Below are 25237 nucleotides of genomic sequence, written 5' to 3' on the forward strand. Positions count from 1 at the left end.
TGATCAATTCTCCATCTAGGTTCGCACCGGGCTGAACGCAGCCGAGGAGGAACACCCATGAAGCGCTTCCAACCATCGCGCCGCACCGTCATCGCCGGGGCTGGCGCTCTAGCCGCCACCGCATCTTTCGAACCCACCGCCGGCCTCCGTCCGGCCTCTGCGCAAGGAACAGGCATGAACCAGGCTCCGGGTTTCTATCGCTACAAGATCGGCGACATCACGCTCACGGCCATCAATGACGGCTTCGGCAAGCGACCGCTGGAAGGCTTCGTACGCAATGCGGAACTCGCCGACATCAAGAAGGCGATGGAGCAGGCCTTCCTCCCCTCCGACGCCCTCAACATCACCTTCACCACCCTGGCGATCCAGCAGGGCGGCAAACTCTCGCTGATCGACACCGGCAATGGCGATTCCGGCGCGCCGACCTCCGGCACCTGGATGAACAACTTCAAGGCTGCCGGCCTCGACCCCAAGGACGTCACGAGCGTCGTCTTCAGCCATTTCCACGGCGACCATATCAACGGCTTCCGCCTCAAGGACGGCACGGCGGTATTCCCCATTGCCGAGGTCATGGTGCCTGCCGCCGAATGGGCCTACTGGATGGACGACGCCAAGATGAGCGCCGCGCCCGAGGGTATGAAGGGCGCTTTTGCCGGCGTGCGCCGCGTCTTCTCGCCCATCGCCAAGGATGTGAAGCAGTTCGAGGCCGGCAAGGAAGTCCTGCCGGGGGTCACCGCAGTCGCCGCACCGGGCCACACCCCCGGACACACCGCCTTCGCCGTGTCATCGGGCAACGGCAAGTTGATGATCATGTCGGACACGACCAACCATCCCGCGCTCTTCGTGCGCAATCCGGAATGGTCCGCGATCTTCGACATGGACGGCCCGCAGGCAGTGGCGACGCGCCGCAAGCTGCTCGACATGGTCTCGGCCGACAGGATGCAGGTGGCGTTCTATCACGCGCCGTTCCCGGCGACCGGCCACATCGCAAAATCGGGCAACGGCTACGAACTCGTACCGGTGCAGTGGACCCCCGCGATCTGAACAACTCCCCTCGGGGATCCTCAAGGCCGGGGCATCACCCCGGCCTTTTTAACGTCTTCGGCGTCTCGCGGCGCGCGCGTCATACGTGCTAAGCACGGCCTCCTTCTTCAGGCGCTTTGGATCCAGGGCCCGCGATGACCGAGCGTTTCAAAGCCATTGCCTTCATAGCGAGCGACACGGAGGAAGCGCAGTCGGCGCTGGTCAAGCTCGCCGAACGCTATGGCGATGCCGATCCCGCGACAGCCGACGTCATCGTCGCGCTCGGCGGCGACGGGCTGATGCTGCAGACGCTGCATCGCTTCCTGGGCACCGGCAAGCCGATCTACGGCATCAACCGCGGCTCCGTCGGCTTCCTGATGAACGAGTTTCGCGAGCGCGGCCTGAGCAAGCGGCTGGAAGCCGCGCAGCGCAGCGTCGTCCACCCCCTCTCGATGCATGCCATCGACCAGGACGGCTACGAAGTCCACGCCATGGCGATCAATGAGGTCTCGCTGCTGCGACGCTCCTATCAGGCGGCCAAGCTGCGCATCTCCGTCGATGGGCAGGTCCGGCTGACGGAGCTTGTGGCCGATGGCGTCCTGCTGGCCACGCCGGCCGGCTCGACCGCCTACAACCTTTCGGCCAACGGCCCGATCCTGCCGCTCGATGCCCCCCTGCTCGCGCTCACGCCTATCTCGGCCTTCCGGCCCCGGCGCTGGCGCGGCGCCCTCCTCCCGGACCACGCGAAGGTGATGATCGAGGTGCTGGAACCTGGCAAGCGCCCCGTCAGCGCAGTCGCCGACCACACCCAGATCGAGAACGTCGTGTCGGTCACCATCGCGATCGACCGTACTGTCGACCTCGTCATGCTCCACGACCCCGGCCACAGCCTCGACGAGCGAATCCTGCGCGAGCAATTCGGCTACTGAGGCGCGCGACATGGCCTGCGGCGGCACGATGGGAACCCGGGCTGGCAGGGATTTTTAACCATCACCGCCCGACACTCGCGCCAGCGGTCTCGTCACAGCTGGCGACCGACGGTTCAGCTTGAGGGACACCATGTTTACGACAGCCGGCAAGGTGCGGATGGCAGTGCTGTTCGGCGGGCGATCAGCCGAACATGAGGTTTCGGTGCTTTCGGCGACCAATGTCATGATGGCCCTGGCGCCGGCGAAATACGACGCTGTCCCAATCTACATTACCCGCGATGGCCGCTGGCTGCTGAGCCGCTTCGAGGATGGGGTGCTGGCGCGCCCGTCGACCGGCACTGAGGTCTCGCTCCTGCCCGGCGGAGAGGGACGCATGATCGCGCTCCCGCCGGATGGCGCGATGCACGAGCTGCCGAAAATCGATGCGCTGTTCCCCGTCCTGCACGGGCTGCACGGCGAGGATGGCGCGGTGCAGGGCCTTGCGGAGGTCGCGTGCGTGGCGCTCGTGGGTTGCGGCATCCTCGGTTCGGCGACAGCCCTCGACAAGGTCATCGCCAAGCGGCTGCTGATCGACGCTGGCTTGCCCGCCGCCCGTTCCGTGACGATCGTTCCCGATAGCCTGCCCGCCTTCTCCGAACTGCAAGGCGACCTCGGGCTACCGATCTTCGTCAAGCCAGCGCGGCAGGGCTCCTCCGTCGGCGTCAGCAAGGTCGCGAGCGAGCAGGACTACGAGCGGGCTCTTGCAGAGGGTTTCAAGCACGACGGCAAGCTCCTGGCCGAGGAGTTCATCGATGCCCGCGAGATCGAGTGCAGCGTGCTCGAGGACACCGCGGGTGCATTGTTCGTGTCCCGTCCCGGCGAGATCGTGCCCGCCGAGAGCCACGGCTTCTACAGCTACGACGCCAAATACATCGACGCTGACGGCGCGCTGCTGAAAGTCCCCGCCGAACTGCCCAGTGACGTCGAGACCCGGATGCGCGAGATGGCCGAGAAGGCGTTTCGCGCGCTGGGCTGCGACGCCATGGCCCGTGTCGATTTCTTCGTGACGGCCGACATGCGCATCCTGGTCAACGAGATCAATACGATCCCGGGTTTCACGGATATCAGCATGTACGCAAAGGCTATGGCGGCGAGCGGCGTGGCCTATGCCGAAGTGATCGACCGCCTGGTGGCGCATGGGCTGGCGCGGGCTGGCCGAGCTCTCTGACGCGCTCCGCCGCTGGCACGTCGGAATATGTCCGTCCAGCAGGCAAGCAGTCCGTCAGGCCGCCTGCCGGATATCTCCGATCTCGAGTTCCACGAGTAGTGCCGGATCGGTCTCGACGAGATAGGCCAAGGCCGCATCGTCGGCAAAGCCGTCTGCCATGGCGCGCGCCTCTTCGCGGGCGGCCTCGGCATCCATCCGTCGCAGCAGGCCCATCAGGGAATGGGATTCCGCGCTGTCGAGCGCTTCGCAGGCGATCAGCACCTCGCGCAGGATGGAGCGGTCGACGCCCCGCCCGCGGCCAGGAACATCGAATCCCCTCTGGTTCAGCGCGGTGATCGCCGCGGTGAACGCAGGCTGCAACGCGTCCGGCAGCCCGGCCTTGCGATAGAGCGCCTTCAGCCCCGCTCCACGCTTGTCGCGCAGCAGCGCGGCGACACGGCGCGACGGCAGATCCGACAGGGTCACGAACGCTGCCTCGGCCAGGGCCGGCTCACCTGAAAGCAGCGAGCGCAGCATCAGTCCAGACGTCAGCCGGCCATTGGCGCGCAGCACCTCGACGATGGCAGCTGCGTCGCTCTCGTGGCCTCCTGCAGCCAGTGCGACAGCGACCCGCTCGGTCGATTCGCGCGCGAGCCTGGCGCTGCGCTCGGGAGTCAGCCAGCCGCAGCCGGTGATGAAGCTGACCAGCGCGTCGGAGACCATTCCGGCGATGGCCTGGCGCAAGCCCGTCGGCAGATCGCGGCGGGCGAGCAGCGCTTCGCGCAGCGCCCCACAGGCACCCGCGCGCTCGACCATGCGCTCCAGCGAGAAATCCGGAATGTCAGCAGTTGGGTTGCCGGCCAGCGTCATCAGCGCCTCCTCGCAGCCGACCTCGGCCAGCGCGGCACAGACGCCGGCCGGAAGGTTCGCCCGCAATGCGATGGCGCGCTGCGCCAGATCGTCCCCGACAGCGGCGGCATCGACCAGATCGGCTTCGCTCAGGACCGGCGAATGAGCGAGCACGAGCGCAGCGACATCGCCGGGATCGGCGATGAGGCTCAGCACGAGGGTCCGCGGTGCGCGGCTCGACGATGCCATTTCCTCGGCAACCGCGCGGCGTACGAGCGGCGAAGGGTCGTCGACGAGCGCGATCAGCGCAGTCTCGGCCTCGAGCCTGTCCTCGTCTGCCATGCCCGAGCGCAGATAGGCGCCGGCCAGTGCGCCAGCGCCGGCGGCGCGCGCTTCGGCATTGGCAGTGCGGGCCCAGAGCAGGAAGCGGCGAACAATCATGTGCGGCCCCGGGTCATCATGAAGGAGGACAGGTCCAAAGGTTGGCGCTGGGAGCGCGAAACGGTCTTGGCCTGCGCAGCAGCGGGTTGCGTCAACTCGACGGGTCGCGCCGGCGGCAGCGGAGCGGCGACGGATGCGGCTGCTGCGACGGGAGCCGCAGCAGCCGCAGCGGCGCCACTGGCCACTGCGCTGCCGGTGGCGGCAACAGATGGCTCGGCCGCCTGGGTCTGGCGCGGGAAATAGCGTGCCGAGGGTTCGACGGCGGCAAGCCTTGAAGAGTCTCCGGTGCGCGGCGTCGTCCAGAGGTTGGCGACGCTCTTTGAAACCGGCTCGCGCGATCCCTCGGTGGAGAACAATCCGATAAGCCCCTTGGCGCGGCCGGGCGCGAGCGCCGCGGCAATCTCCGCTGGCTGGTCGGCGCCCTGCCCTCTCGCCGGCGTGCTCGCGCTGGCTGCAGCGGGGGCGGTGGTCGCGGCAAGCTGCGTGTTGGCGTGGCTGGCGGCCAGCACGCCATAGACTTCCTGCGCGGTGCGGGCCCGGCCGGCCTTGTCATAGAAGATGCTGCGATTGGCAGCGGCTGCGTCTGGAAAATCCTTCGCGGCGACGCGCCCGGGATCGTTGGCCGCAGCCTGGATCAGCTCGGTGGCGCCGCGCGAGCCGAGTACATGGGCCATGTAGAGCTCGCCGGCGTTGGGCTGGCGGCCGAGCGATGAGGTCAGTTGCTCGCCGTTCTTCTTCGTCAGCGCGCCCGCCATCACGGCCGCGACCTGCGGGTCGTTGCGCATCTGCAGGATCTTTTCGCGGGCAGCCGGATCGGCGACGGTCAGGCGGCCGTTCTCATTGGTGCTGATGGCATCGGCATAGGTCGCCAGGCCCTGCTTGGGCCCCTCCTGCTTCACCATAGAAAGCCAGGTCTGCTCGATGAACTGGAACAGGCCTGTCGCGCTCGAGGTCCTCGCCTTGGCGTCGGGCGTCAGGGCGGATTCGCGCTGGGCGGTCTTCAGCAGATAGTCGAACCCGGCCCCGGTCTTGTCCGCGCCTTCGCGGATGGCCGAGACGACCGGATTGGCGGTCTGCGCTTCGCGGGTCTGCGGCGTGGTGAACAGGAACATCGACGATCTCGAGCGCAAGCCTCGCGCCAAGTGCCTGCCGCAGGTCGCGGAAGCGCCTGTGGAGACTGGACCGATTATGGTAAGCGAACCGTTAAACTTGGGAATCGACAGGGGTTTTCGGCCCGCTGTCGCCATCAGGGAGACTCGATCGATGACGCAGACGAGACGGCACAAGCGCGGCGGCATTTATTTCGAGGACTTTGAGGTCGGCAGCGTGATCGAGCATGGGCTGACGCGGACCGTCACCCAGATGGACAACATGCTGTTCTCCAACATGACGCTGAACCCGCAACCCCTTCATATCGATGCACATTTCTGTGCGACCGAGACCGAATGGGGCCAGCCGCTGATGAACTCGCTGTTCACGCTCGGGCTGATGATCGGCATCTCCGTCAACGACACCACCATCGGCACGACAATCGGCAATCTCGGCATGACCGACGTCACCTTCCCAGCCCCTCTTTTCGAGGGTGACACGATCAATTGCACCACCGAGATCGTCTCGAAGCGCGAATCGCGCTCGCGGCCCGATGCGGGAATCGTCGAATTCCACCACAAAGCCTATAAGCAGGACGGCACGCTGGTGGCCCAGTGCCGCCGCCAGGCCTTCATGCGCCGGCTCCCGCCCTCTGAAACGGTTACGGCCTGAAAACCTCATGCGCTCACTTCTGTTCGTTCCTGGTGACAGCCCCCGCAAGCAGCAGAAGGGCCTCGAAAGCGGCGCCGATGCCCTGATCCTCGACCTCGAGGATTCCGTCGCGCTCGATGCCAAGCAGGAGGCCCGCAGGCTCACCCTCGCCTTTCTGACAGAGACCCGCACGCTCGCGAAACGGCCGCGCCTGATCGTCCGAGTCAACGCGCTCTCGACCGAACTCACAGCCGCCGACCTCGACGCGGTCATGCAGGGCGCGCCGGACGCAATCATGCTGCCCAAGGCCGAAGGCGGCATCGATGTCAGCCACCTCGCCGCGCAGATCGCGGTGCGCGAGGCCGAGAACGACCTGCCCGACGGCGCCACCCGGATCATCCCGATCGCGACCGAGACCGGAAAGGGCATCTTTGGGCTCGGCAGCTACGCTGGCGCGAGCCACCGGCTCGGCGCCCTGACCTGGGGTGCGGAGGATCTGTCTGCCGATCTCGGGGCTGAAACCAACCGCCTGACCGATGGCAGCTACGCCGATCCCTACCGGCTAGCCCGCTCGCTGGTGCTGTTTGCCGCCTCGTCGGCCCAGGTCGACGCGCTTGACACCGTCTTCACGAACTTCCGAGACGATGCCGCCTTCCGCGCAGAATGCATTGCGGCACGCCGCGACGGCTTTACCGGCAAGATGGCGATCCATCCGGCGCAGGTGCAGCCGATCAACGAGATCTTTGCCCCCGGCCCTGCCGAACTCGCCAAGGCCGATGCGATCATCGCGATGTTTGCCGCCAATCCCGGCCTCGGGGTCGTCGGCATGGATGGCGAAATGATCGATCGTCCCCATCTTGTAAGGGCGCAGCGTCTCAAGGCGCGCGCTGACAGATTGGCTGAATGAACGGCCGGAGGCGATTCAAGTGACTCAGGTTTTCGAGATTTCGGGAATGCATTGCGGCGGCTGCGCCTCGCGGGCGCAGCGTGCGGTGACGACGCTCGCACCCGGGGCGGTGGTGACGCTGGAGCCGCCGCGCCTGACCCTGCCCGAAGGGGTCTCGCTGACACCGACGGAGATCAACGCAGCGCTCGCGACGATGGGCGACTATCGCGTCAAGGAGATGCAGGCGGGCTGACCAAGGCCTGTGCGCGCGTTCCCTCGGCCCTCATCCTGAAAGGGCGCCGGCCAACTGGTCCGGTCCGACGGCGCAGTTCGGAGCGATATCGAGGCCGTCCGACTCAGCCGCCCGCAGGACGTGTAATCGAAAACAGGTGGTCCACCTCGGCGTAGTCGGCATAGCCGCAGCGGGCGATCGGATTGGCTCCGGCGGTATCGAAGCGACCGTCCTTGATCAGCGCGTCATCCATGAAGATGCCGACGACCTGACCGAGAACCATCCAGCGCGGAACCAGCTTGCCGTCGAGGTCCCTGAGTTGCTGGACAGAGAGCAGCTTGCACTCCAGCGCCGCCGGGCAACCCGCGACGCGCGGGGGCTTCACGAATTTCGACGGGGACATTTCGAGCCCGGCATGGGCGTACTCGCTCTGGCCGCGCGGCAGTGGCGCCGAAGTCAGGTTCATCTGCTGTGCCAGCGCCTTGTTGACGATCGAGCAGGTGAACTCGCCGGTTTCCTCTACGAAGGACACCGCATCCTTCTTGTCCTCCGACCCGAACATCACGATGTGAGGCCGCGAAGAGACCGCGTTGAAGAAGCTGTAGGGCGAGAGATTGACCTCGCCCCTGGCGTTGAGAGCCGTGATCCAGCCGATCGGCCGCGGCGTCACGATCGCCTTGAACGGGTCATGCGGCAGCCCGTGATCCTGCGACGCGGTCGAGTAGATCATCTCAGCTCAAGCTCCGAAATGGCTGGTGATCTCTGCAATCACCGGACGCTCGCGGTCGGCAGGGACGCTGCCGGCCGTGCCGATATGAACGAAGCCCGCGACTCGCTCGGTCGCCCCGAGCCCGAACGCGGTCAGCACGGCGCGGTCGAACGAGAACCAGTTGGTCAGCCAGGATGCGCCGAAACCCATCGCCTGCGCCGCGATCAGCAGGTTCATGCAGACCGCGCCGGCGGAGAGTTCCTGTTCCCATTCCGGGATCTTCGCATGGGGGGCGGCGGTCGAGACGACCGCGATGATGACAGGCGCGTGCAGGAGGCGTTTGCGCTCGAACTCGATCTTCGCGTCGTCGGCATCGGGATTGCGGGCCTTGAAGCCCTGCGCCACGATCTCGGCCGCCTTGGCGCGCCCCTCGCCGGCGAACACGATGAAGCGCCAGGGCGCGAGCTTGCCATGGTCGGGCACACGCGAGGCGATGGTCAGGAGCTCGTCGAGTTGGGCCGCATCAGGGCCCGGAGCGCTCAGGAATTGCGGGGGTACGGATCGGCGCTGCTTGAGCAGGGAGAGCGTATCGGTCATGAAGCATCCGGGGCGCGAGACAATGGGCTTGAGGGACGGGGCGCTCCGCAAGCCGGGACTGCACCTGAACTAGTGGTTTGCCATGATCAGGACAAGCAAGCCTGCTCAGACACGAATGCAGGGGCGCTGAGGGCCACGATCATGTTTCAATTCCTCGACTTTCAAGCTGGACGCACCGCCGTGAAGTGCGGCGCGACGGCGCTGCGCATTTGCGCACTCCTTCTGGCCAGCCTTCCCGGCCTCCAGCGCGCCGAGGCGCAGGTCCTGCCTCCGATGCGCCCGGTCCAGGAGCAGGTCGCCCCGCTGCCGGTGGTTCCCTCCACGCCCGCCCCTGCCCCGACGGCCAATGGAACCGCGCCCCTGACGGTCGAGGCCCAGTTCGCCGGCAGCAACAGCACGATTCGCTCAGGACTGGTCTGGCGCGTGTTGGCCGACACGGCCGACGGCTCTCCGCCCCGCATCGTCGCGCGCTCCAACGACGCGTCGCCGGTATTCACGCTCGAACCCGGCGCCTATCTGCTCCATGCGGCGTACGGCTTCGCCAGCGGCACCAAGCGCATCTCGCTCGGTCCCCAGGGTGCGCGTGACAGGATCTCGATCAGCGCGGGCGGGTTGACGCTGGCCGGGTCGATCGGCGACAGCCCGATCGCGGCGCCCCAGCTCAACTTCTCGGTTTTCGTGCCGCTACAGGGCAACTCGGAAGGGCGGCTCGTCGTCTCCAACGCAAAGGCAGGCGAACTCATCCGCCTGCCCGAGGGCACCTATCACGTGGTCTCCACCTATGGTGACTCCAACGCGATCCAGCGCGCCGACGTGGTGGTCGAATCCGGCAAGGTCACCGACGCCACCCTGCATCATCGCGCCGCGCGCGTGACGCTGAAGCTGGTTGCGGCTCCCGGTGGCGAAGCCTTCGCCGGCACCGCGTTCAGCGTGCTGACACCGGGCGGCGACGTCATCCGCGAGGCGATTGGCGCCTTCCCGCAGGTCATTCTCGCCGAGGGCGATTATGTCCTGATCGCCCGGCAGGAAGGCCAGATCCACTCGCGCGACTTCAAGGTCGAGAGCGGGTTGGACCGCGATATCGAGGTTCTGGCGCGCTAGCCGCGCGGGCGAGCAATCGCTCAGTTCGTCGTCTTCGCCGCTTCCGCGAACTCGGGCTTGGCGCCGGTGAGGGCGCTTGCGATGCCATCGGCAATACGGACCGCGAGGCAGCGATAGCTGGCGTCGACCATGTGGAGCCCGTCCATTCCGACGAGTTCTTCCGAGGTGAACTGCTTCGACTTCGCCCAGTTCTTCATCATGGCGTAGCGCGGAAACACCGAAACGCCGAATTCCTCGGTCGTCCTGGCGAGCACGGCCCGGTATTCGTCATAGCGCGGATAGCGCTCTTCGCGCGGCAGCCATTGCAGGTCCATCATGACCATGTCGATACCCGCCGCCTGCGCCTTGCGGATGCCCTTGCGCAGGATCTTGCCGACCTTGTCCTCGCCGATATCGCGAATGGCGTCGTTGACGACGGTCTGCCAGATCACGATCGACGGTTTCAGATCGAGGACATCCGGCTCCATGCGCAGCAGCATGTCATAGGCGGATTGGCCGCCGACGCCCTTGTTGATCACCTGGATGCTGGCGGCGGGAAAGCGGCGCTTGAGCTCGGCCTGAAGCACGGCGGGATAGCTCTTGTCGTCGGCACTGGCGCCCGAGCCTGCTGTCGTCGAAGAACCGAGCGCGACGATCGTCAGCGCGCCGGTCTCCTGAAGGGACTTCTTGGCCGCCGGCAACGAGGGCGCGAAGGGCTGCTCGGCCGCGCCGAACCGGCATCGCAGATCGGTCATGGCTCCGAGTTTCATCGGATTGGCCATGGCAGGTCCGGCAGAAAATGGAAACGTCAGGGCTGACCCGACGAGGCATGCGCCAAGGAAGGAGCGGCCGGCGCGCGGGGAAGCGTGAACGACTGATACCACGAAAGGAAAATCCCAAGCCCTGCGAGCAGTGTAATACCGCTCAGGCAAACGAGCAACTGCGCCCAAATCGCGAAGGCCGCCTCTGCCAGCACGACCTGGCCGATGATCGAAAGCACGATGCCCGCGCAGAAGACGTCCAGGGAATGCCTGCCGATTGCGGCGAGGCCACGGCCGGCCGCGTTCGAGAGCAGGGCAGCCCCCGCCGGCAGCCAGCGGATGGCGAGCCAGGCCAGAGACGCAGAATGCAGCACACGGCTCCACGCCAGGTTGGTCTTGTCCGAGCCCAGCTGGACGGAATCCACCCAGTCGTTCAGGGCGATGATCGCAAAGGGATTTCCAGAGGAGAGCTTAACCACCAGCGCAAACAGCAGGAAGCCGACAGCCGCCGCGTCCAGCCAGCGCAGCCTCGGTGCCGCGAGGCCCAACTGCGCCGCCCGGCCGATGACCACGCCCAGTGTGAACAGCACCTGCCAGGCAAACGGGTTGAAGAACCATCCCGCGGCGCCGGCATTGGGCAGGTTCAGCCCGAGCATGACGGCTCCCTGCCAGAGCAGGAGCGACGCCGCGAGCGTTGCCATCGGGCTGACCCGGACCCCGAAATAGATCAGCGGAAACAGCGCCAGCAGAACGATGTAGAGCGGCAGGATATCGAGATAGTCCGGCTGATAGCGCAGCGTCAGCGCGTTGATCACCGCCTCGAAGGTGTCGTTGAAGAATGGCTGGATATTGATCGCCTCGACATAGAGCGGGTTCTGCGTGCGCGTCACGGCCGTTGCAACGACACCGCAGACGATCACGAAGACAGCGATATGGGCGATGTAGAGCGTCCAGAGCCGCGCCGACAGTTTCAGCGCACCGATGGCGAGCCCGCGTCGCTCGATCAGGTTGCCATAGGCCAGCGCTGCCGACACGCCCGAGAGCAGCACGAAGGCATCGGCGGCATCCGAGAAACCGAAATTATGCGGGGTAAACCTCGCGAATATGTTGCCCGGCATGTGGTTGATGAAGATGACCAGCAAGGCCAGCCCGCGGATCACGTCGATGCGTGCATCGCGCTGTCCACCAGCCTGCCGCGCCGCTTCCGCCGGACCGTCGCCCAGCATCAGAAACCGTTGCAATGACTGGGCATTTGTATCCACGAGATCTTCCAACAGGCTGCAGCGACCTAACGCTTGAACCTGACAGTGCGTTCCAGGCCAAAGCGCCAAGATGAACGCTGCCTATCATTTCCGTTCATCTGCCGTTCCTATAACCAAGGCGCAGCCGCGTCATCACCAGCGATCTCACAACCGCGTGTGGCCAAGTGAGGCATGTCGTAGGGGAAGCGGGAGGCGCGGCAGGAGCAGCCGTCAGTATGGCGGCTCGGCGTGGACGAGTTTGCCGTCGATCAGCATGCGCTTGATCGCGGCCTCGCCCGATGCGGAGACCGCCGCGACGATCTCGATGCGTGCCTTGCTGGTCGTCTCGATGGCCCGGCCAGTACCCTGCGGCACGAAATAGCTTTCGAGCCCGTAGGCGACCCGGAGGCGGTTGCGCCCGCTGGAACAGTCGAATTCGCCAGCCTCGTTGACGCCACAGCCATTGGTGGACGTGACACGGCCTGCGAGCACCACGTCGCTGCCGCTCGCCGGCGGCTTTGTCAGCGACGCAGCCGCAGCCTTCGAAAAGCCGTCGGGATCGCGCGTGAGCGTGACATAGACCGTGTCGCCACGCCGGAACTCCCGCTCGGCCTTGGCGGCGTTGACTGTGCTGATCGCGTAGCTCAGCACGACATAGTCGCCCCGGAACAGGTCTCGCGGATCGACCGGCACCGTGCGGAGACGCACCTCGCTTCCAGAGCGCAGGATACGGGCGCGGCCCTCGATCACCATGGCGAGCGCGCCAGCCAGCACCAGCATCGCCGCCAGCGTGCGCCAGAGCAGCGGAACCTTGCCGATGAGCACCGTAGCTGAGGGAAAACGCATCAGATGGCCTCGATCGCGGCAGGTTTGCTGAGCCGTGCGAAGAGCTTTCGCGCGGCGCTTGCCAGCCCGAGCAGCACCGCCCCGGCGACGAGGAAGAACAGCGACTGGTCTAGCAGCGTCCCGACCGTCTGCCAGAGCAGGATCAGGATCGCGATGCCAAACAGCACCGAGCCAGCAAGCGTGATGCGCCGGACGCCACCGGTGGCACCCGCGACGACGAGAGCGATTGCTGTCAGCAGGATAAGGCTCGCCGCGACGACCTTGCCGAGGAAGCCGACGACGCTGCCGCTCCAGAACACCACCGGCACCAGCAGCGCGAGCAGTAGCGCTCCCGCCAACGGCCAGCCGAATCGCCTTTCGCGGCCGAGCAGGACGACAGCTGCAGTCGCAGCGATTGCAAAGGCATAGGCGGCATAGTTCAGCCAGGTGGCCGTACCGGCGCGCGCTTCATCGGTATCCAGGATGCGGATCAACTCGACGTCGAGCACGATCATCATGCCCAGCAGACCCCAGGGCAGGCAGGCGGTCAGCAGCGCGGGCCCGCCGCGGTCCAGGGCAAGCGCACCGATTGCGACATAGGCGACGCTGATCCCCAGCCCATAGGCGAGGAGCCCGTAGTCGAAGCGGAACAGATTGCTCGACCAATCGCCCGGCAGGAGGGCCAGCCAAATGGCGAGAGCAAGCACAGCGAGGTGGTGGACGAGACGGTTGCGGCTCGACAGCGCGAGCCATAGCGCGGGCAGATACAGCGCGAAGAAGCCGAGATGCGGCAGGCCCCCGGCCTCCTCCCAGCGTCCGCCGCTCCAGGCACAGATCGCGACCAGCGCGACCACGAGCGCCCCGTTGGAGCGCTGCAGCAACGCGACGGCAAGAGCGCCGATCGCGACGAGCAAGGCGCCGGCAGGCCAGTCCGTGGGCAGGTGGTACATCTGCCCGACCAGCGCGACGCCGGCTGCGAAAACCAGCACGCCGCAGGTCGAGGCGGCATCGGCGCCGCCGGGCGAGCCACGGCTCTCGAGCCGGGCGGACAGGCCGAGCGTGGCAATGATTCCGGCCAGGATCATGCCGAGCTTCAGCAGGCGCGGCATCTCTTCCCAGTTCGCCGCCACGAAGGCAGCGACGCTGGAAGCGATCAGAAGCCCCCCGAACATTCCCAGCAAAGCAGGAAGCTTGAAGCCACCGTCCTTGGCGAGCGAGCGCCGTATCGTGGTGGCGCTATCGGCGCTAAGCAGGCCTTCGCCCACCCAGCGGACGAGATCGGCATCGAGCCGCTTACGGTAGGATCCTGTCAGCATGGCCGCCAATCTCGCACGCCGAATCGGCTTTTGGCGAGAGGCGCCAGAGCCTCATCCCGTCATTGCGAGTGCAGCGAAGCAATCCAGCAGCGGCCGAGCGCTACGATTCCTGGACTGCTTCGTCGCGATGCTCCTCGCAATGACAGTGAGGTCTTTTCAAACCGCCTCGGCCTGCGCGGCCTTGCGGCGCTTGAGGTCCGGCGGCATCGCCTCGTCGGTCAACGCGGCGAGAACCGCGTCGAGCGACATCACCGTCTGCGCCTGACTGCCCAGGCGGCGCACGGTCACCGTGCGCTCCTCGGCCTCGCGCTTGCCGACGGCCAGGATCACCGGGACCTTGGCGAGCGAATGCTCGCGCACCTTGTAGCTGATCTTCTCGTTTCGAAGATCGGCGCGAGCACGCAAGCCCTGGTTCATCAGCGCGATGGTGACCTGCTCGGCGTAGTCGTCGGCGTCCGAGGTGATCGGGCAGACCAGAACCTGCTCGGGCGCCAGCCAGAGCGGGAAATGCCCGGCGAAGTTCTCGATCAGGATGCCGGTGAAGCGCTCCAGCGAGCCGCAGATGGCGCGATGGATCATGCTGGGCGTCTTCTTCTCGCCGTCCGAGCCGATATAGAACGCGCCAAAACGCTCGGGCAGGTTGAAGTCGACCTGCGTCGTGCCGCACTGCCAATCGCGGCCGATGGCGTCGCGCAGGACATATTCGAACTTCGGCCCGTAGAACGCGCCCTCGCCGGGATTGATCTCGGTCTTGATCCGATTGCCGGATTGGGCCGCGATCTCGACCAGCACGCGGTTCATCACGTCCTCGGCATGGTCCCACATCGCGTCGGTGCCGACACGCTTCTCGGGCCGCGTCGAGAGCTTGATGACGAGATCATCGGTAAAGCCGAAATCGGCATAGACCGATAGGATGAGCTCGTTGATCTTCAGGCACTCGGCCGCCAGATCGTCCTCGGCGCAGAAGATATGCGCGTCGTCCTGGGTGAAGCCGCGCACGCGCATCAGCCCGTGCAGCGCACCCGACGGCTCATAGCGATGCACCGCGCCGAATTCCGCCAGCCGGATCGGCAGGTCGCGATAACTTTTCAGGCCGTGCTTGAAGATCTGGACGTGGCCGGGGCAGTTCATCGGCTTCAGCGCAAACACCTTCTGGTCGCGCGTCGGGTCGTTGGGGTTCTCGAAGGCCGAGGCCGACTTCACCGCGAACATGTTGTCCTGGTACCAACCCCAATGGCCAGAGGTCTCCCAGAGCGACTTGTCCAGAATCTGCGGCGCGTTGACCTCCTCGTAGTCGGCTGCGAGCCGGCGACGCATATAGGTCAGGATTTCCTGGAACAGGCGCCAGCCCTTGGAGTGCCAGAACACGACGCCCGGCCCCTCCTCCTGGAAGTGGAACAGGTTCATCTCGCGGCCGATCTTGCGATGGTCGCGCTTCTCCGCCTCCTCGATCTGCTTGAGGTGGGCGTCGAGCTCTTCCTGCTTGGCGAAGGCCGTGCCGTAGATGCGCGTCAGCATGGCGTTGTCGCTGTTGCCGCGCCAATAGGCGCCGGCGACCTTCATCAGCTTGAAGGCATTGCCGACCTTGCCGACCGAGGTCATGTGCGGCCCACGGCAGAGGTCGATCCAGTCACCCTGCGCATACATCTTCAGCGTCTGGTCGGCCGGAATCGCGTCGACGAGCTCGACCTTGTAGGCCTCGCCCTTCTCGGCGAAGAACGCCTTCGCCTTGTCGCGGCTCCACTCTTCCTTGGTGAAGGCGGCGTCGCGCGCGATGATCTCGCGCATCTTCTTCTCGATGACCGGCAGGTCCTCGGGCGTGAAGGGCTCGTTGCGGGCGAAGTCGTAGAAGAAGCCGCCCTCGATCACCGGGCCGATGGTCACCTGCGTGCCGGGGAACAGCTCTTGCACCGCCTCGGCGAGGACGTGGGCGCAGTCATGACGGATCAGTTCGAGCGCGCGCGGATCGTCGCGGGTCAGGAACTCGATCTTCGCGTCGGTCTCGATGGGATCGGCGAGATCGGCGACCACGCCATCGAGCGCCATAGCGACCGTGCGCTTCAGCAGAGAGGGTGAGATGCCGCCGGCAAGCGCCTTGCCTGTGATACCGGCAGGGAATTCGCGCTTGGCGCCATCGGGAAATGTCAGGGAGATCGTCATCGACACAAATCCTGCTCACTCGGGGATACGAGCCCCGTAAGACAAGGCCGGCTACGGGTGCGGAGTGCGGCTTCCGTCGCCCGCAGCCGGTTGCGCGTCGGAATCGATGGCCGGGCTTTCCCGGTCGGGCGGCGCGTTCACGCCATGCCAGCGGCCATAGGACCACGGCCTATACCACGAGGACTGCGGCGGCAATTCCTCGCAGACCAGATCGACGCCTTCCGTACCCCATGGGTTGCAGCGACAGACGCGGGCGACACCCACCCAGCCGCCGCGCCACAGGCCATGGCGCTGGATCGCCTCGTCGGTATAGGCCGAACAGCTGGGCCAGTGCCGGCAGTGCCGGCCGACCAGCATCGAAAGGCTTAGTTGGTACCCCCTTATCAGCAGATGGGCGCCCGTCCGCGGCGCGCGGGACAGGGTGCGACCGATCGAAAGCTTTCTTTCAGCTTGATCGTGCGACAATGGTTTTCTGGGCGAATTTCGATTCGTCCTCACCTGTTCCGCTTCTCTTGACTGATACAAGGCATGATGCGCGCTGATCGCTTTCGCCACGTCGCTGCCGGCCTCGGCCTGATGCTTGGTTTTGCTTTTGCGCAGCCAGCCTCCGCCCAGCAGCGCTCTTACCTGATCTGGCTCGAACCCGGAAAGATCGATCTCGCCAGCGTGATCGGACTTCCGCCTGCGCAGAATTCGCCGGAGCAACGCGCCGAGTTCGAGACTGTGCTGCAGATATCGTCGAGCCGCACGCCCGAGCGCGAGAAGGCCGCGATCGCCGACCAGTACCAGACGCTCGTGCGCTTCCTCGACGGCATGGACCACTCCTATGTCGAGGGCTCGCAGCGCGAGATGCGCCTGATGTTCCGCGAGGCCCAGATCGAGCTTGGCATCGTGCTGCTCAGCGTCCGACGCCTGACCAACCGCCAGCGCCCGTTCACAGTCTGGAACAAGGTCAGGGTCAAGCCCTGCCCCGGCGGCCGTCCAGACGGATCATCCTTTCCGGCCGGCCATGCCGCGACCGCTGCGCTCTTTGCCGAACTGCTTTCGCAGGCCGCGCCGGAACTCGCCGACAAGTTCGAGGCACGGGTCAAGACCTATAACGAAAGCCGTCTCGTCTGCGGCTTCCATTATCCTTCCGACCTCGTCGCAGGCGACAAGGCTGGACGCGTCGTCGCTAAGGCGTTGCTGGCCCAGACGGCCTTCCGGGCCCGCTTCGACGAGACGCTCCCGGAAATCCGCAAGGCGTTCGGCCTGAAGTAGGCCATGCCTCTCGCAGGCTGCACTCGACGCTCAAGCAGCGTCATCCCGCCCAGGATGACGCCACCCTCATAAAGCGCCCGTTAAGGCCGATCGTTTTGGCCCTCAGGCCGCCGCCTCGCGGCGCTTGGCTTCGATCTGCCCGATGGCGTCGACCACCGCATCGAAGGTCAGCATGGTCGAGGCGTGGCGGGCCTTGTAGTCGCGCACGGGAACGAGCACGGCGAGGTCGGCCCATTTACCCTCGGGCGGCTCGGCATTGTCCTTGAGAATGGCGCGGGCCTGCTCGCGGACCTGCCGCAGTTCGTCGGCCGTGGCGCCGATGACATGGCCGGCCATGATCGAGGACGAGGCCTGGCCCAGCGCGCACGCCTTCACATCATGGCCGAAAGCGCTTACGACGTCGCCGTCCATGCTGACGTCGACTGTCACCGTCGAGCCGCAGAGACGCGAATGGGCCTTGGCGGTCGCGTCCGGCGCTGGCAGGCGCTCGAGCAGCGGAATGTTTGCGGCGAGTTCGAGAATACGCTTGTTATAGACGTCGCTCAGCATGGTTGGGCCTCGATGGGTCTGGAGTAACCGACCCTTCGACACAATATAGGATGGATCGTCGTCTGACGGGAGGGTGCCCGGCACCCGCCTCGATCAGGGAATTTGTCGCAACGCCTCGCTCCGACCGGCCTGACCCGGGATTCATGGCGCAGGTCGAAGTCATCGTAACGGGAGGCACCACATGAACCCTGTGGTTAAGTCCTTGTCCGTCGAGCGGGCGCTGAGCCCCTCTGCAGACAAGTTTCTGATCAATCAGCCGAGCCAGGCGGAGGTCGAGGCCGCCGTCCGCACCCTCATTCTATGGGCCGGTGACGACCCGTCGCGCGAGGGCCTGGCGCAGACGCCCGCGCGCGTCGCCAAGGCCTTCAAGGAATTTTACAAAGGCTATGACGAGGACCCGCACGAAATCCTCGACCGTGTCTTCGAGGAGGTCGAGGGCTACCAGGACATGGTCCTGGTCCGCGACATCCCATTCTATTCGCATTGCGAGCACCACATGGTGCCCTTCGTCGGCAAGGCGCATATCGGCTACTACCCGTCCAAGGGCGTGGTTGGCCTGTCGAAGCTTGCGCGCATCGTCGACCTGTATGCCCGCCGCCTGCAGACGCAAGAGACCATGACCGCCCAGATCGCGCAGGTGATCGACGAGGTCCTGAAGCCGCGCGGCGTCGCCGTGCTGATCGAGGCCGAGCACATGTGCATGTCGATGCGCGGCGTGCTGAAGCAGGGCTCGTCGACCCTGACGACGCAGTATACCGGCCTGTTCAAGGATCCAGCCGAGCAAGTCCGGTTCTTCACCATGGTCAAGTCGCCCGGGCTCTGAGCGCTCTCGATCCCTGGCTTTGCGCGCCTTGGCCCCGCCCCCCGCCCCCCGGAAGAACCGATGACCACCTCATCCACCGCGACCGACAAGCATGTCCTCGAAGAAGGGCCTGCCTTCACCCCCCGCTTCGACGCCAACGGCCTCGTCACCTGCGTGACGACCGACGCCGCGACCGGCGAGTTGCTGATGGTGGCGCATATGAACGCCGAGGCGCTGGCCCGCAGCGTCGAGACGGGCGAGGCCTGGTATTGGTCGCGCTCGCGCAAGGAGCTCTGGCACAAGGGCGCGACCTCTGGGCAGATCCAGACGATCGTCGAGATGCGGGTCGACTGCGACCAGGACGCGATCTGGATCAAGGTCAACGTGGCAGGGGATGGCGGCTGCTGCCACACCGGACGCCACTCCTGCTTCTACCGCGTCCAGCCGTTGCGCGGGGCCGACGGCACGGCACTGGTATTCGCCTGAGGGCGAGGCTTTGCAAACCTTTCACCAAGCTTTCACGTTTCCGTCAAAAGCCATCGATAATCGCAAGCTTCAGCCAAGATGATTCATTGTTGGGTCATCTTCGGTTGAGACCCTGATCCTCCCGCGGAGGACCGGTTCCATGTTGTGGGATGACATCGCCAGGCGTGCCTTTGGACTGGGCGGAGGTGGGGCAACCATGAACGACATGTCGGTCGCCGAGCCGCTGCGCCGCAGCAGGCCCCGGATCGGACTTGCGCTCGGCGGTGGAGCGGCCCGCGGCTGGGCCCATATCGGCGTGATCCAGGCGCTGACCGAGGCGGGCTATGGACCCGACGTCATTGCCGGCACCTCGATAGGTGCAGTGGTCGGCGGCTGCTTCGCTGCCGGCAAGCTGCCCCAGCTCGGCGATTTCGCCATGAGCCTGACCAAGCGCCGCGTCGTCGGGCTGATGGATTTCCACATTGGCGGTGCCGGGCTCATCGCCGGCGGGCGCCTCAAGCGCCTGCTCGAGCGTGACCTCTCCGACCTGCGCATCGAAGACCTGCCGCAGCGCTTCGTGGCGATCGCCACCGAGCTCGGCACTGGCCACGAGATCTGGCTGACGCGCGGCCCGCTCGTCGAGGCCCTGCGAGCCTCCTATGCGTTGCCTGGCGTGTTCGACCCGGTCAAGCTGGGCGGGCGCTGGCTGATGGACGGCGCGCTGGTCAATCCTGTGCCGGTCACGGCCTGCCGCGCACTCGGTGCCGACGTGGTGATCTGCGTCAACCTCAACAGCGACCTCGCCGGACGCGGCACCACGATCCAGAACCACCCCGCCGATCCCGACCCCGAGATTCTCCCCGAAATCGATGTCCGGCCGACCTCGCGCTGGTTCGGCGGCATCACGGGCGCGGCCAAGCGCGTGCGCGGCATGGTCGGGCGCAGCAATGACCGTCCGGGCCTCGCCGGAGTCATGGTGGATGCCTTCAACATAACGCAGGATCGCATCTCGCGTTCACGCCTGGCCGGCGATCCGCCCGACGTCATGATCGGCCCCAAGCTGGCCCGCGTCGGATTGTTCGATTTTCACCGTGCCGAGGAGGCCATCGAACTCGGCCGCCAGGCGGCCGAGCGCGCGCTCGAAGAGATCGAGACCATCCTCTCCGTCAGCAGCGTCGGCACCGACTGAGGCGCGAGCCGCTCCGGCTTCACGCCATCGCGATATAGTCGCGCATCGCCCGGCTTTCCGCCTCGATGGCGGCCACGCGATGCTTCACCACGTCGCCGATCGAGACGATGCCCGAGATTCGGCCGTTCTCGACGACGGGCAGGTGGCGGAAGCGGCCCGACGTCATGATCTCCATCAATTCATCGATGCTGGTCTGCGGGCGGCAGGTCACGACCTTGGCCGTCATCATTCGCGACACCGGGCTCTCCAATGCGGCGGCCCCGCTCTCGCCCATCGCCCGGATGATGTCGCGCTCCGACAATATGCCGATCAAGGCTCCATCCGCCCCGGTCACGACGACGGCGCCGATGCGGTGCTTGCTCAGAATCTGGATGGCTTCGTCCAGGGTGCGATGAGGCTGCACCGAGACGACGTCATGGCCCTTGTCACCGAGAAGCTGCGCAACGTTCATGGTAGCGATCCTCCTGTCAGGCGCCGCCCGTTGAGCGGCACACGGATTCGGCTGGACCCTGAGTCCAGCCGCTGACGGATCGACGTGGCCGAAGCGGCTGTCCCAGTCCCTTGCGATGTCGCGAGTGTGGGCGAAGACCGTGGCGCAGGCAAGGCTGCTCTCCAGCCTAGGCCCCGCCGGGCCTTGCCGTCGATCGCCTGACAGCACCCCGGTCGAACAGCGGGAACAGCAGCAGGCCGGCGAGGAACCCGCCGATATGCGCCTCCCAGGCGATGCTGGTCTCCTCGCCGAAGATCGGCACCAGGCCGGAGCCGAACAGGATATTGGTGACGAACCAGATCCCGATGAACAGCAAAGCGCGCGAATTGCGCCAGAGCTGGCCGATCGGCTCGACGGGAATCGACCGGACCACGGCATCGTCGCCGAGCGCGCCGAAGCGCAGCCCCGGCGCAAAGACGAAGCGGATGGCCGCCGCAGTCGCACCCGAGACGGCTGCCGAGGCGCCGATCACCGGCAGCACGTCGAGATCGCGCGACCACCAATGCGCCAGCGCACCCGCGATCGTGCACAGCCCCATCAGGCTGAGGAACCGCGCTGGGCCGAGACGGCGCGCCACGGGACTGCCGAAAGCCGCAAGCCAGACCACGTTGGAGATCAGGTGGACCCAGGAGCCGTGCAGCAGGCCATAGCTCAGCAGGGTCCAGAGCCTGGGCCCGCCATCGGAGAGAAACAGCCGGGCGAGTTGCAGCCGGTCCGCCATGCCCTGCCCCGACTGCGTCAGCGCGTTGAGGATCTCGTCGATGCGATCGGGCGCCAGCCACAAGGTGAAGCGCGCTGGCACGAACGACAGCCAGGAGATCAGCAGGTAGTCGTCCTCGATCGAGAGGAACGAGCGGCCGGCCTCGATCAGCACGAGCAGCGCGATCGACCAGACGACGACGGACGGAAGGTTGAGAATGGGCTCACGCCCGGGAGGCGCGCCAGCGTGGGAGGATGGATCTGACATGTGCCGCAACCCTTGCCGAAGCCGTCAGCGGAGGCAAGCTCGACCCCGGCCCCGGCTGCGAAACTGAACGAAAAAAGGAGAGCCTTTCAGCTCTCCTTTTCCCGGGCTGCGCCCGGCCCGATCATGCGATCGCGCCATGGTCACATCCCTCCCCCACGCCAAAGACGGCCCCCTGAAGTCCCGCAAATTTTAATCGTATTTAGCTTACATTCTAACGGGTTATCCACAACGTTAAGTTCCCGTTAACCCTAACGGACCCAACCGCGCCGCCCCGCTCCCGCCCATGGCAAGACGGCACACGCCCTGCGTCATCGATTCGCAAGAGGGACGGTTTGTCTCGGCTTTGAGCGCTTGTGCCCCGTTGCGGGACGCTGGCGTAGCGAAGCTGGACGCCTGGCTTAAAACGGACGCGCTGATGAAGAACACAAGCACCCGCCTGGTCTACGAGTACTGGGACGAGTTGCGTGGAGAGCGCGCTGCCCCCGAGCGCGGCGAGATCGAGCCGGGCGCCTTGCGTCATGCATTGGCTGACACCTTCGTCCTGGAGAACGAGCCTATCGGCCCGGTCTTCCGGCTGGCCGGCACGCGAATCTGCGCGCTGATCGGAAGCGAGCTTCGTGGTCGTGCCTTCTCGGCCCTGTGGCCCGACGTCGAGTCGCAAGGCGAGATCCGCCGGCTCGTGCAGACGGTCATGGACGAAACTGCTGGTGCCGTCGCCGGGCTCTCGGCCGAGACCCAGACCGGCGCACCGGTCTATCTCGAACTGCTGCTGCTGCCCCTGCGCTACCGCGGCCGCACTCATGCCCGTGTGCTGGGTGCGCTGTCGCCGACCACGACTCCCGAATGGCTTGGTCTCGACACGCTGGATTCCGTGCGTATGATCTCCCTGCGCATGCTTTGGCCTGCGATCCCTCTACAGCGGCGCCATGCGCCGCCGCTACGGTCGAACCCGCCGAAATTCATGGTTCTCCCCGGCGGGAGGGCATGAAGGCTAACCGAGCGTTAACCAGACAACCTCTAGGATCACGCGAAATTAGGTTGGTCCCGAGATGTTGAGCGCGCTGCACACGCCCCGTACGGCTTCCCGACCTGCCGAGCGCAGGCGGCATCATCGTATGAAGGTGGTCCTGCTCGGACGCTACATGCTGCCCAACCGCATGGAATATCCCTGCCAGTCGATCGACATCTCGCCCGGCGGCCTGCACATGGCTGCGCCCGCCAAGGCAGCGCCCGGCGACCGGGTCATCGTCTATCTCGAACATCTCGGCCGCATCGAGGGTGTCGCAGTGCGCACCACGATGGAAGGCTTCGCGATGACCATCACCGCGACCAGCCGCAAGCGCGAGAAATTCACCGCCCAGTTGACCTGGCTCGCCAACCGCGAGGACCTCGGGCTGCCCGAGGATCGTCGCCATGAGCGCATCGTGCCGCGCAATCCGCGCTCGGTGCTGACGATGGACGATGGCGTCGAGCATGTCGTGCGGGTGATCGACATCTCGCTCTCGGGCGCGGCGCTCTCCACCGACCTCGACCTGCCGATGGGCACGCCCGTCAAGATCGGTTCGACCCCCGCCAAGATCGTGCGTCGCTTCGACGGCGGCTTCGCTGCCGAGTTCCGTTTCCCGCTGTCGGCCGACCTGCTCGACGAGAACCTCGAGCTCTGAGGCACGACCGAAGGCTGGATTCAGCCTCGTCGCCGCCCTCCCCCTCGCCAGCTTACCCGCCCTCCGGATCTTGAGCCTGCCTCGCTGAGGTATGCTGCGCTTGCCGGCAGCGACGCCCTAAAGCGCCGGACGCTGTGGGGCGCCGGGCGCCCGTGCGCTCTGAAGCAATGCAACGCCCATAGCGCCCATCGTCTGGCCAGGACCTGCCCTTTGGCTCCAGGTTGGCACCTCCCTTCGCGCGCCGCCAACCCGTGTCGATCGTCGCAGCGTCGCGACACCGAAGGCAGTCAGCCGCACTAATCCCAAAGATCCGAAACTCTCAAGGTTAACAGGCCCTATATCCAATCGCGCCGATTCTTAAGAGGCCATTCCCGCGATGTTTAGTCTGGCGGATGATCCGCTTGGCGAGCGGCGAATTACATACAATTGCTTGTATTCGTTTCAATCGAAATCCATCGGCACTGCGCATGTTCGCCCCAGGGACACGAAAGGGGACAACATGCCTATCGACTACACGAAATTCATCGGGCCGGCCCTGGCGCTATTCATCGGCACGATCGCCGCTCCCGCAGTCCAGGCCCAGTCGACGGCCGGCATTCCGGTGGCGAGCGCGCCGATCGCAGCCTCCGGCGATGCCCGGGCTCCTTACGCATGGAGCGACCTCTGCAAGCGCAGCCCCGCTGAATGCCGGGTCAACACGGCCGAGGCCGATCGCGTCGAGATGACGCCGAAACTCTGGAAGACGATCCTCGCCGTCAACGGCAAGATCAATCGCGAGATCGAGGCCGTGACCGACGAGGACCATTGGGGCGTCGTCGATCGCTGGGACCTGCCCGAGGATGGCAGGGGCGACTGCGAGGATTTCGCGCTTCTGAAGCGCAAGCGGCTGGCGGAAGCAGGCGTGCCGCGCCGCGCCATGCTGATGACTGTCGTGATCGACGAGGAGAATGCCGGCCATGCCGTGCTGATGATCCGCACCGATCGCGGCGACTACATTCTCGACAACAAGCGCAACGCGGTCCTGCCCTGGGCCCAGACCGGCTACGTCTACGTCAAGCGCGAGTCGCAATTCCAGACAGGCTGGACCTCGCTCGGTGGCGCCCAGACGCCGACCGTCGCCTCGGTGCGCTGACCGACATCTCTCCGCAGCCAGGCGGCTGCGGCCAAGGAACGAGGCCAGCCCGCCAAAGGGCGACCTCGAATGGACGGCGAGACTTGGTCACGTCCCCTCCCCACCCGTCCCCAGGCCGGGTTTCGCCACAGGGCCGGCTCCTCCCCCCGAGGAGTCGGCCCGCTCTGTTTTGAAGCGCCGTCAGTCGATCCGCGTCATGCCGGCAGCGAACTGTTTCCAGCGCGCGACATAGGCCCGGGCCGAGGCCGTGATCCCCGCAGCCGCCGCGTCGTCCAGCGTGCGGATGGCGCGTGCGGGCGAGCCCACGATCAGCGAGTTGTCGGGAAACTCCTTGCCCTCGGTGACGAGTGCATTGGCGCCGACGAGGCTGTTGCGGCCGATCTTGGCGCCGTTCAGGACGGTCGCCCCCATGCCCACGAGACTGTTCTCGCCGATGATGCAGCCATGCAGGATGGCGCGATGCCCGATGGTGCAGTTGGCGCCGACGCGAAGCGGAAACCCCATGTCAGTGTGGAGCACGCAGCCTTCCTGGATGTTGCTGCCTTCGCCGATCTCGATCCACTCATTGTCGCCGCGCAGCACGGCGCCGAACCAGATCCCGACGGCGGCCGAGATCCGGACTCTGCCGACGAGGTGTGCATCGGGCGCTAGCCACCAGCTGCCCTGGGGCGGCGTTTCCGGGGCAGTTCCGTCGAGCGCGTAGAGCGGCATGGCCAAAAGCTCCTTCCAGCAGGTGCTGGCAGG

Annotated in this window: 28 protein-coding genes; 14 read left to right on the plus strand and 14 right to left on the minus strand. The window is 65.9% G+C overall.

Features of this window, described 5'->3' with window-relative positions:
* The first annotated feature begins 57 nt into the window (after positions 1–57).
* The 3 genes from AC1D2L_RS19410 to AC1D2L_RS19420 all read left to right on the plus strand — a co-directional run bounded on the left by AC1D2L_RS19410 (position 58) and on the right by AC1D2L_RS19420 (position 3159).
* Positions 58–1044 (plus strand): MBL fold metallo-hydrolase, encoded by a 987-nt coding sequence (locus tag AC1D2L_RS19410; RefSeq protein ID WP_476847538.1) that lies wholly within the window; start codon positions 58–60, stop codon positions 1042–1044.
* A 134-nt stretch (positions 1045–1178) separates the two neighbouring features.
* Positions 1179–1952, plus strand: a complete 774-nt coding sequence (locus tag AC1D2L_RS19415) for an NAD kinase (protein WP_476847539.1) — start codon at positions 1179–1181, stop codon at positions 1950–1952.
* 130 nt (positions 1953–2082) lie between these two features.
* The gene (locus AC1D2L_RS19420) at positions 2083–3159 is read left to right on the plus strand and encodes a D-alanine--D-alanine ligase family protein (protein WP_476847540.1); all 1077 of its coding nucleotides are present in this window, start codon (positions 2083–2085) and stop codon (positions 3157–3159) included.
* A 54-nt stretch (positions 3160–3213) separates the two neighbouring features.
* Here AC1D2L_RS19420 and AC1D2L_RS19425 read toward each other — a convergent pair whose 3' ends face one another.
* Positions 3214–4428, minus strand: a complete 1215-nt coding sequence (locus tag AC1D2L_RS19425; protein WP_476847541.1) for a DUF2336 domain-containing protein — start codon at positions 4426–4428, stop codon at positions 3214–3216.
* Positions 4425–5540 carry a lytic transglycosylase domain-containing protein gene (locus tag AC1D2L_RS19430; RefSeq protein WP_476847542.1) on the minus strand — a complete coding sequence of 372 codons (1116 nt, stop codon included), beginning with the start codon at positions 5538–5540 and terminating at the stop codon, positions 4425–4427. The genes AC1D2L_RS19425 and AC1D2L_RS19430 overlap by 4 nt, the downstream gene beginning before the upstream one ends.
* A gap of 151 nt (positions 5541–5691) precedes the next feature.
* Here AC1D2L_RS19430 and AC1D2L_RS19435 point away from each other — a divergent pair, with 151 nt between their 5' ends.
* From AC1D2L_RS19435 to AC1D2L_RS19445, 3 genes are read left to right on the plus strand one after another with little or no spacing between them, the layout of a single operon-like run.
* Positions 5692–6189, plus strand: a complete 498-nt coding sequence (locus AC1D2L_RS19435; RefSeq protein ID WP_476847543.1) for a MaoC family dehydratase — start codon at positions 5692–5694, stop codon at positions 6187–6189.
* Positions 6190–6196: 7 nt separating this feature from the next.
* Entirely contained in the window at positions 6197–7075 is an 879-nt protein-coding gene (locus AC1D2L_RS19440; protein WP_476847544.1) for an HpcH/HpaI aldolase/citrate lyase family protein, read from the plus strand.
* Between the two features lie 19 nt (positions 7076–7094).
* Positions 7095–7307 carry a heavy-metal-associated domain-containing protein gene (locus tag AC1D2L_RS19445; protein WP_476847545.1) on the plus strand — a complete coding sequence of 71 codons (213 nt, stop codon included), beginning with the start codon at positions 7095–7097 and terminating at the stop codon, positions 7305–7307.
* A 103-nt stretch (positions 7308–7410) separates the two neighbouring features.
* On the opposite strand, the gene AC1D2L_RS19450 is transcribed toward AC1D2L_RS19445, so the two are convergent.
* Together AC1D2L_RS19450 and AC1D2L_RS19455 are read right to left on the minus strand one after the other, a co-directional pair.
* Positions 7411–8016, minus strand: coding sequence for a flavin reductase family protein (locus AC1D2L_RS19450; RefSeq protein ID WP_476847546.1), 606 nt, complete (start codon positions 8014–8016; stop codon positions 7411–7413).
* A 6-nt stretch (positions 8017–8022) separates the two neighbouring features.
* A complete protein-coding gene (locus AC1D2L_RS19455) occupies positions 8023–8592 on the minus strand; it encodes a nitroreductase family protein (protein ID WP_476847547.1) in 570 nt (189 codons plus the stop codon).
* A 141-nt stretch (positions 8593–8733) separates the two neighbouring features.
* Between AC1D2L_RS19455 and AC1D2L_RS19460 the strand changes: the two genes are divergently transcribed.
* Positions 8734–9693: a hypothetical protein gene (locus tag AC1D2L_RS19460; RefSeq protein ID WP_476847548.1), complete on the plus strand. Its 960-nt coding sequence runs from the start codon at positions 8734–8736 to the stop codon at positions 9691–9693.
* A gap of 20 nt (positions 9694–9713) precedes the next feature.
* Here the strand turns inward: AC1D2L_RS19460 and AC1D2L_RS19465 are convergent, their stop codons facing one another.
* The 6 genes from AC1D2L_RS19465 to yidD all read right to left on the minus strand — a co-directional run bounded on the left by AC1D2L_RS19465 (position 9714) and on the right by yidD (position 16395).
* Positions 9714–10427, minus strand: coding sequence for an SGNH/GDSL hydrolase family protein (locus AC1D2L_RS19465; protein ID WP_476847549.1), 714 nt, complete (start codon positions 10425–10427; stop codon positions 9714–9716).
* Between the two features lie 53 nt (positions 10428–10480).
* Complete coding sequence (locus AC1D2L_RS19470; RefSeq protein ID WP_476847550.1) at positions 10481–11695, minus strand: OpgC family protein; 1215 nt, start codon at positions 11693–11695, stop codon at positions 10481–10483.
* A gap of 210 nt (positions 11696–11905) precedes the next feature.
* Positions 11906–12520: a GDYXXLXY domain-containing protein gene (locus AC1D2L_RS19475; protein WP_476847551.1), complete on the minus strand. Its 615-nt coding sequence runs from the start codon at positions 12518–12520 to the stop codon at positions 11906–11908.
* Positions 12520–13815 (minus strand): DUF2157 domain-containing protein, encoded by a 1296-nt coding sequence (locus tag AC1D2L_RS19480; RefSeq protein ID WP_476847552.1) that lies wholly within the window; start codon positions 13813–13815, stop codon positions 12520–12522. The genes AC1D2L_RS19475 and AC1D2L_RS19480 overlap by 1 nt, the downstream gene beginning before the upstream one ends.
* A gap of 156 nt (positions 13816–13971) precedes the next feature.
* On the minus strand, positions 13972–15975 hold the full coding sequence (gene thrS, locus AC1D2L_RS19485) for a threonine--tRNA ligase (protein WP_476847553.1): 2004 nt from the start codon (positions 15973–15975) through the stop codon (positions 13972–13974).
* A gap of 51 nt (positions 15976–16026) precedes the next feature.
* Entirely contained in the window at positions 16027–16395 is a 369-nt protein-coding gene (gene yidD / locus AC1D2L_RS19490; RefSeq protein WP_476847679.1) for a membrane protein insertion efficiency factor YidD, read from the minus strand.
* 108 nt (positions 16396–16503) lie between these two features.
* Between yidD and AC1D2L_RS19495 the strand changes: the two genes are divergently transcribed.
* Positions 16504–17235 (plus strand): phosphatase PAP2 family protein, encoded by a 732-nt coding sequence (locus AC1D2L_RS19495; protein WP_476847554.1) that lies wholly within the window; start codon positions 16504–16506, stop codon positions 17233–17235.
* Positions 17236–17337: 102 nt separating this feature from the next.
* Here AC1D2L_RS19495 and AC1D2L_RS19500 read toward each other — a convergent pair whose 3' ends face one another.
* Positions 17338–17784, minus strand: a complete 447-nt coding sequence (locus AC1D2L_RS19500) for an iron-sulfur cluster assembly scaffold protein (RefSeq protein WP_476847555.1) — start codon at positions 17782–17784, stop codon at positions 17338–17340.
* A gap of 181 nt (positions 17785–17965) precedes the next feature.
* Here AC1D2L_RS19500 and folE point away from each other — a divergent pair, with 181 nt between their 5' ends.
* The 3 genes from folE (at position 17966) to AC1D2L_RS19515 (ending at position 20240) form a co-directional block, all read left to right on the plus strand.
* Positions 17966–18607 carry a GTP cyclohydrolase I FolE gene (folE, locus tag AC1D2L_RS19505; protein ID WP_476847556.1) on the plus strand — a complete coding sequence of 214 codons (642 nt, stop codon included), beginning with the start codon at positions 17966–17968 and terminating at the stop codon, positions 18605–18607.
* Positions 18608–18667: 60 nt separating this feature from the next.
* Entirely contained in the window at positions 18668–19072 is a 405-nt protein-coding gene (gene hisI / locus AC1D2L_RS19510; protein WP_476847557.1) for a phosphoribosyl-AMP cyclohydrolase, read from the plus strand.
* Positions 19073–19268: 196 nt separating this feature from the next.
* Positions 19269–20240, plus strand: coding sequence for a patatin-like phospholipase family protein (locus AC1D2L_RS19515; protein WP_476847558.1), 972 nt, complete (start codon positions 19269–19271; stop codon positions 20238–20240).
* Between the two features lie 19 nt (positions 20241–20259).
* On the opposite strand, the gene AC1D2L_RS19520 is transcribed toward AC1D2L_RS19515, so the two are convergent.
* Both AC1D2L_RS19520 and AC1D2L_RS19525 read right to left on the minus strand, forming a co-directional pair.
* Complete coding sequence (locus AC1D2L_RS19520; RefSeq protein WP_476847559.1) at positions 20260–20691, minus strand: CBS domain-containing protein; 432 nt, start codon at positions 20689–20691, stop codon at positions 20260–20262.
* 166 nt (positions 20692–20857) lie between these two features.
* Positions 20858–21697 carry a rhomboid family intramembrane serine protease gene (locus AC1D2L_RS19525; RefSeq protein WP_476847560.1) on the minus strand — a complete coding sequence of 280 codons (840 nt, stop codon included), beginning with the start codon at positions 21695–21697 and terminating at the stop codon, positions 20858–20860.
* Positions 21698–22112: 415 nt separating this feature from the next.
* Between AC1D2L_RS19525 and AC1D2L_RS19530 the strand changes: the two genes are divergently transcribed.
* From AC1D2L_RS19530 to AC1D2L_RS19540, 3 genes are all read left to right on the plus strand, one after another.
* Complete coding sequence (locus AC1D2L_RS19530; RefSeq protein WP_476847561.1) at positions 22113–22685, plus strand: PAS domain-containing protein; 573 nt, start codon at positions 22113–22115, stop codon at positions 22683–22685.
* Between the two features lie 61 nt (positions 22686–22746).
* Complete coding sequence (locus AC1D2L_RS19535) at positions 22747–23361, plus strand: PilZ domain-containing protein (RefSeq protein ID WP_476847562.1); 615 nt, start codon at positions 22747–22749, stop codon at positions 23359–23361.
* A gap of 499 nt (positions 23362–23860) precedes the next feature.
* Positions 23861–24493, plus strand: coding sequence for a transglutaminase-like cysteine peptidase (locus AC1D2L_RS19540; protein ID WP_476847563.1), 633 nt, complete (start codon positions 23861–23863; stop codon positions 24491–24493).
* A gap of 180 nt (positions 24494–24673) precedes the next feature.
* Here AC1D2L_RS19540 and AC1D2L_RS19545 read toward each other — a convergent pair whose 3' ends face one another.
* Complete coding sequence (locus AC1D2L_RS19545) at positions 24674–25204, minus strand: gamma carbonic anhydrase family protein (protein ID WP_476847564.1); 531 nt, start codon at positions 25202–25204, stop codon at positions 24674–24676.
* Positions 25205–25237: the final 33 nt, after the last annotated feature.

Source organism: Allobosea sp. P1_B10, assembly GCF_056406735.1.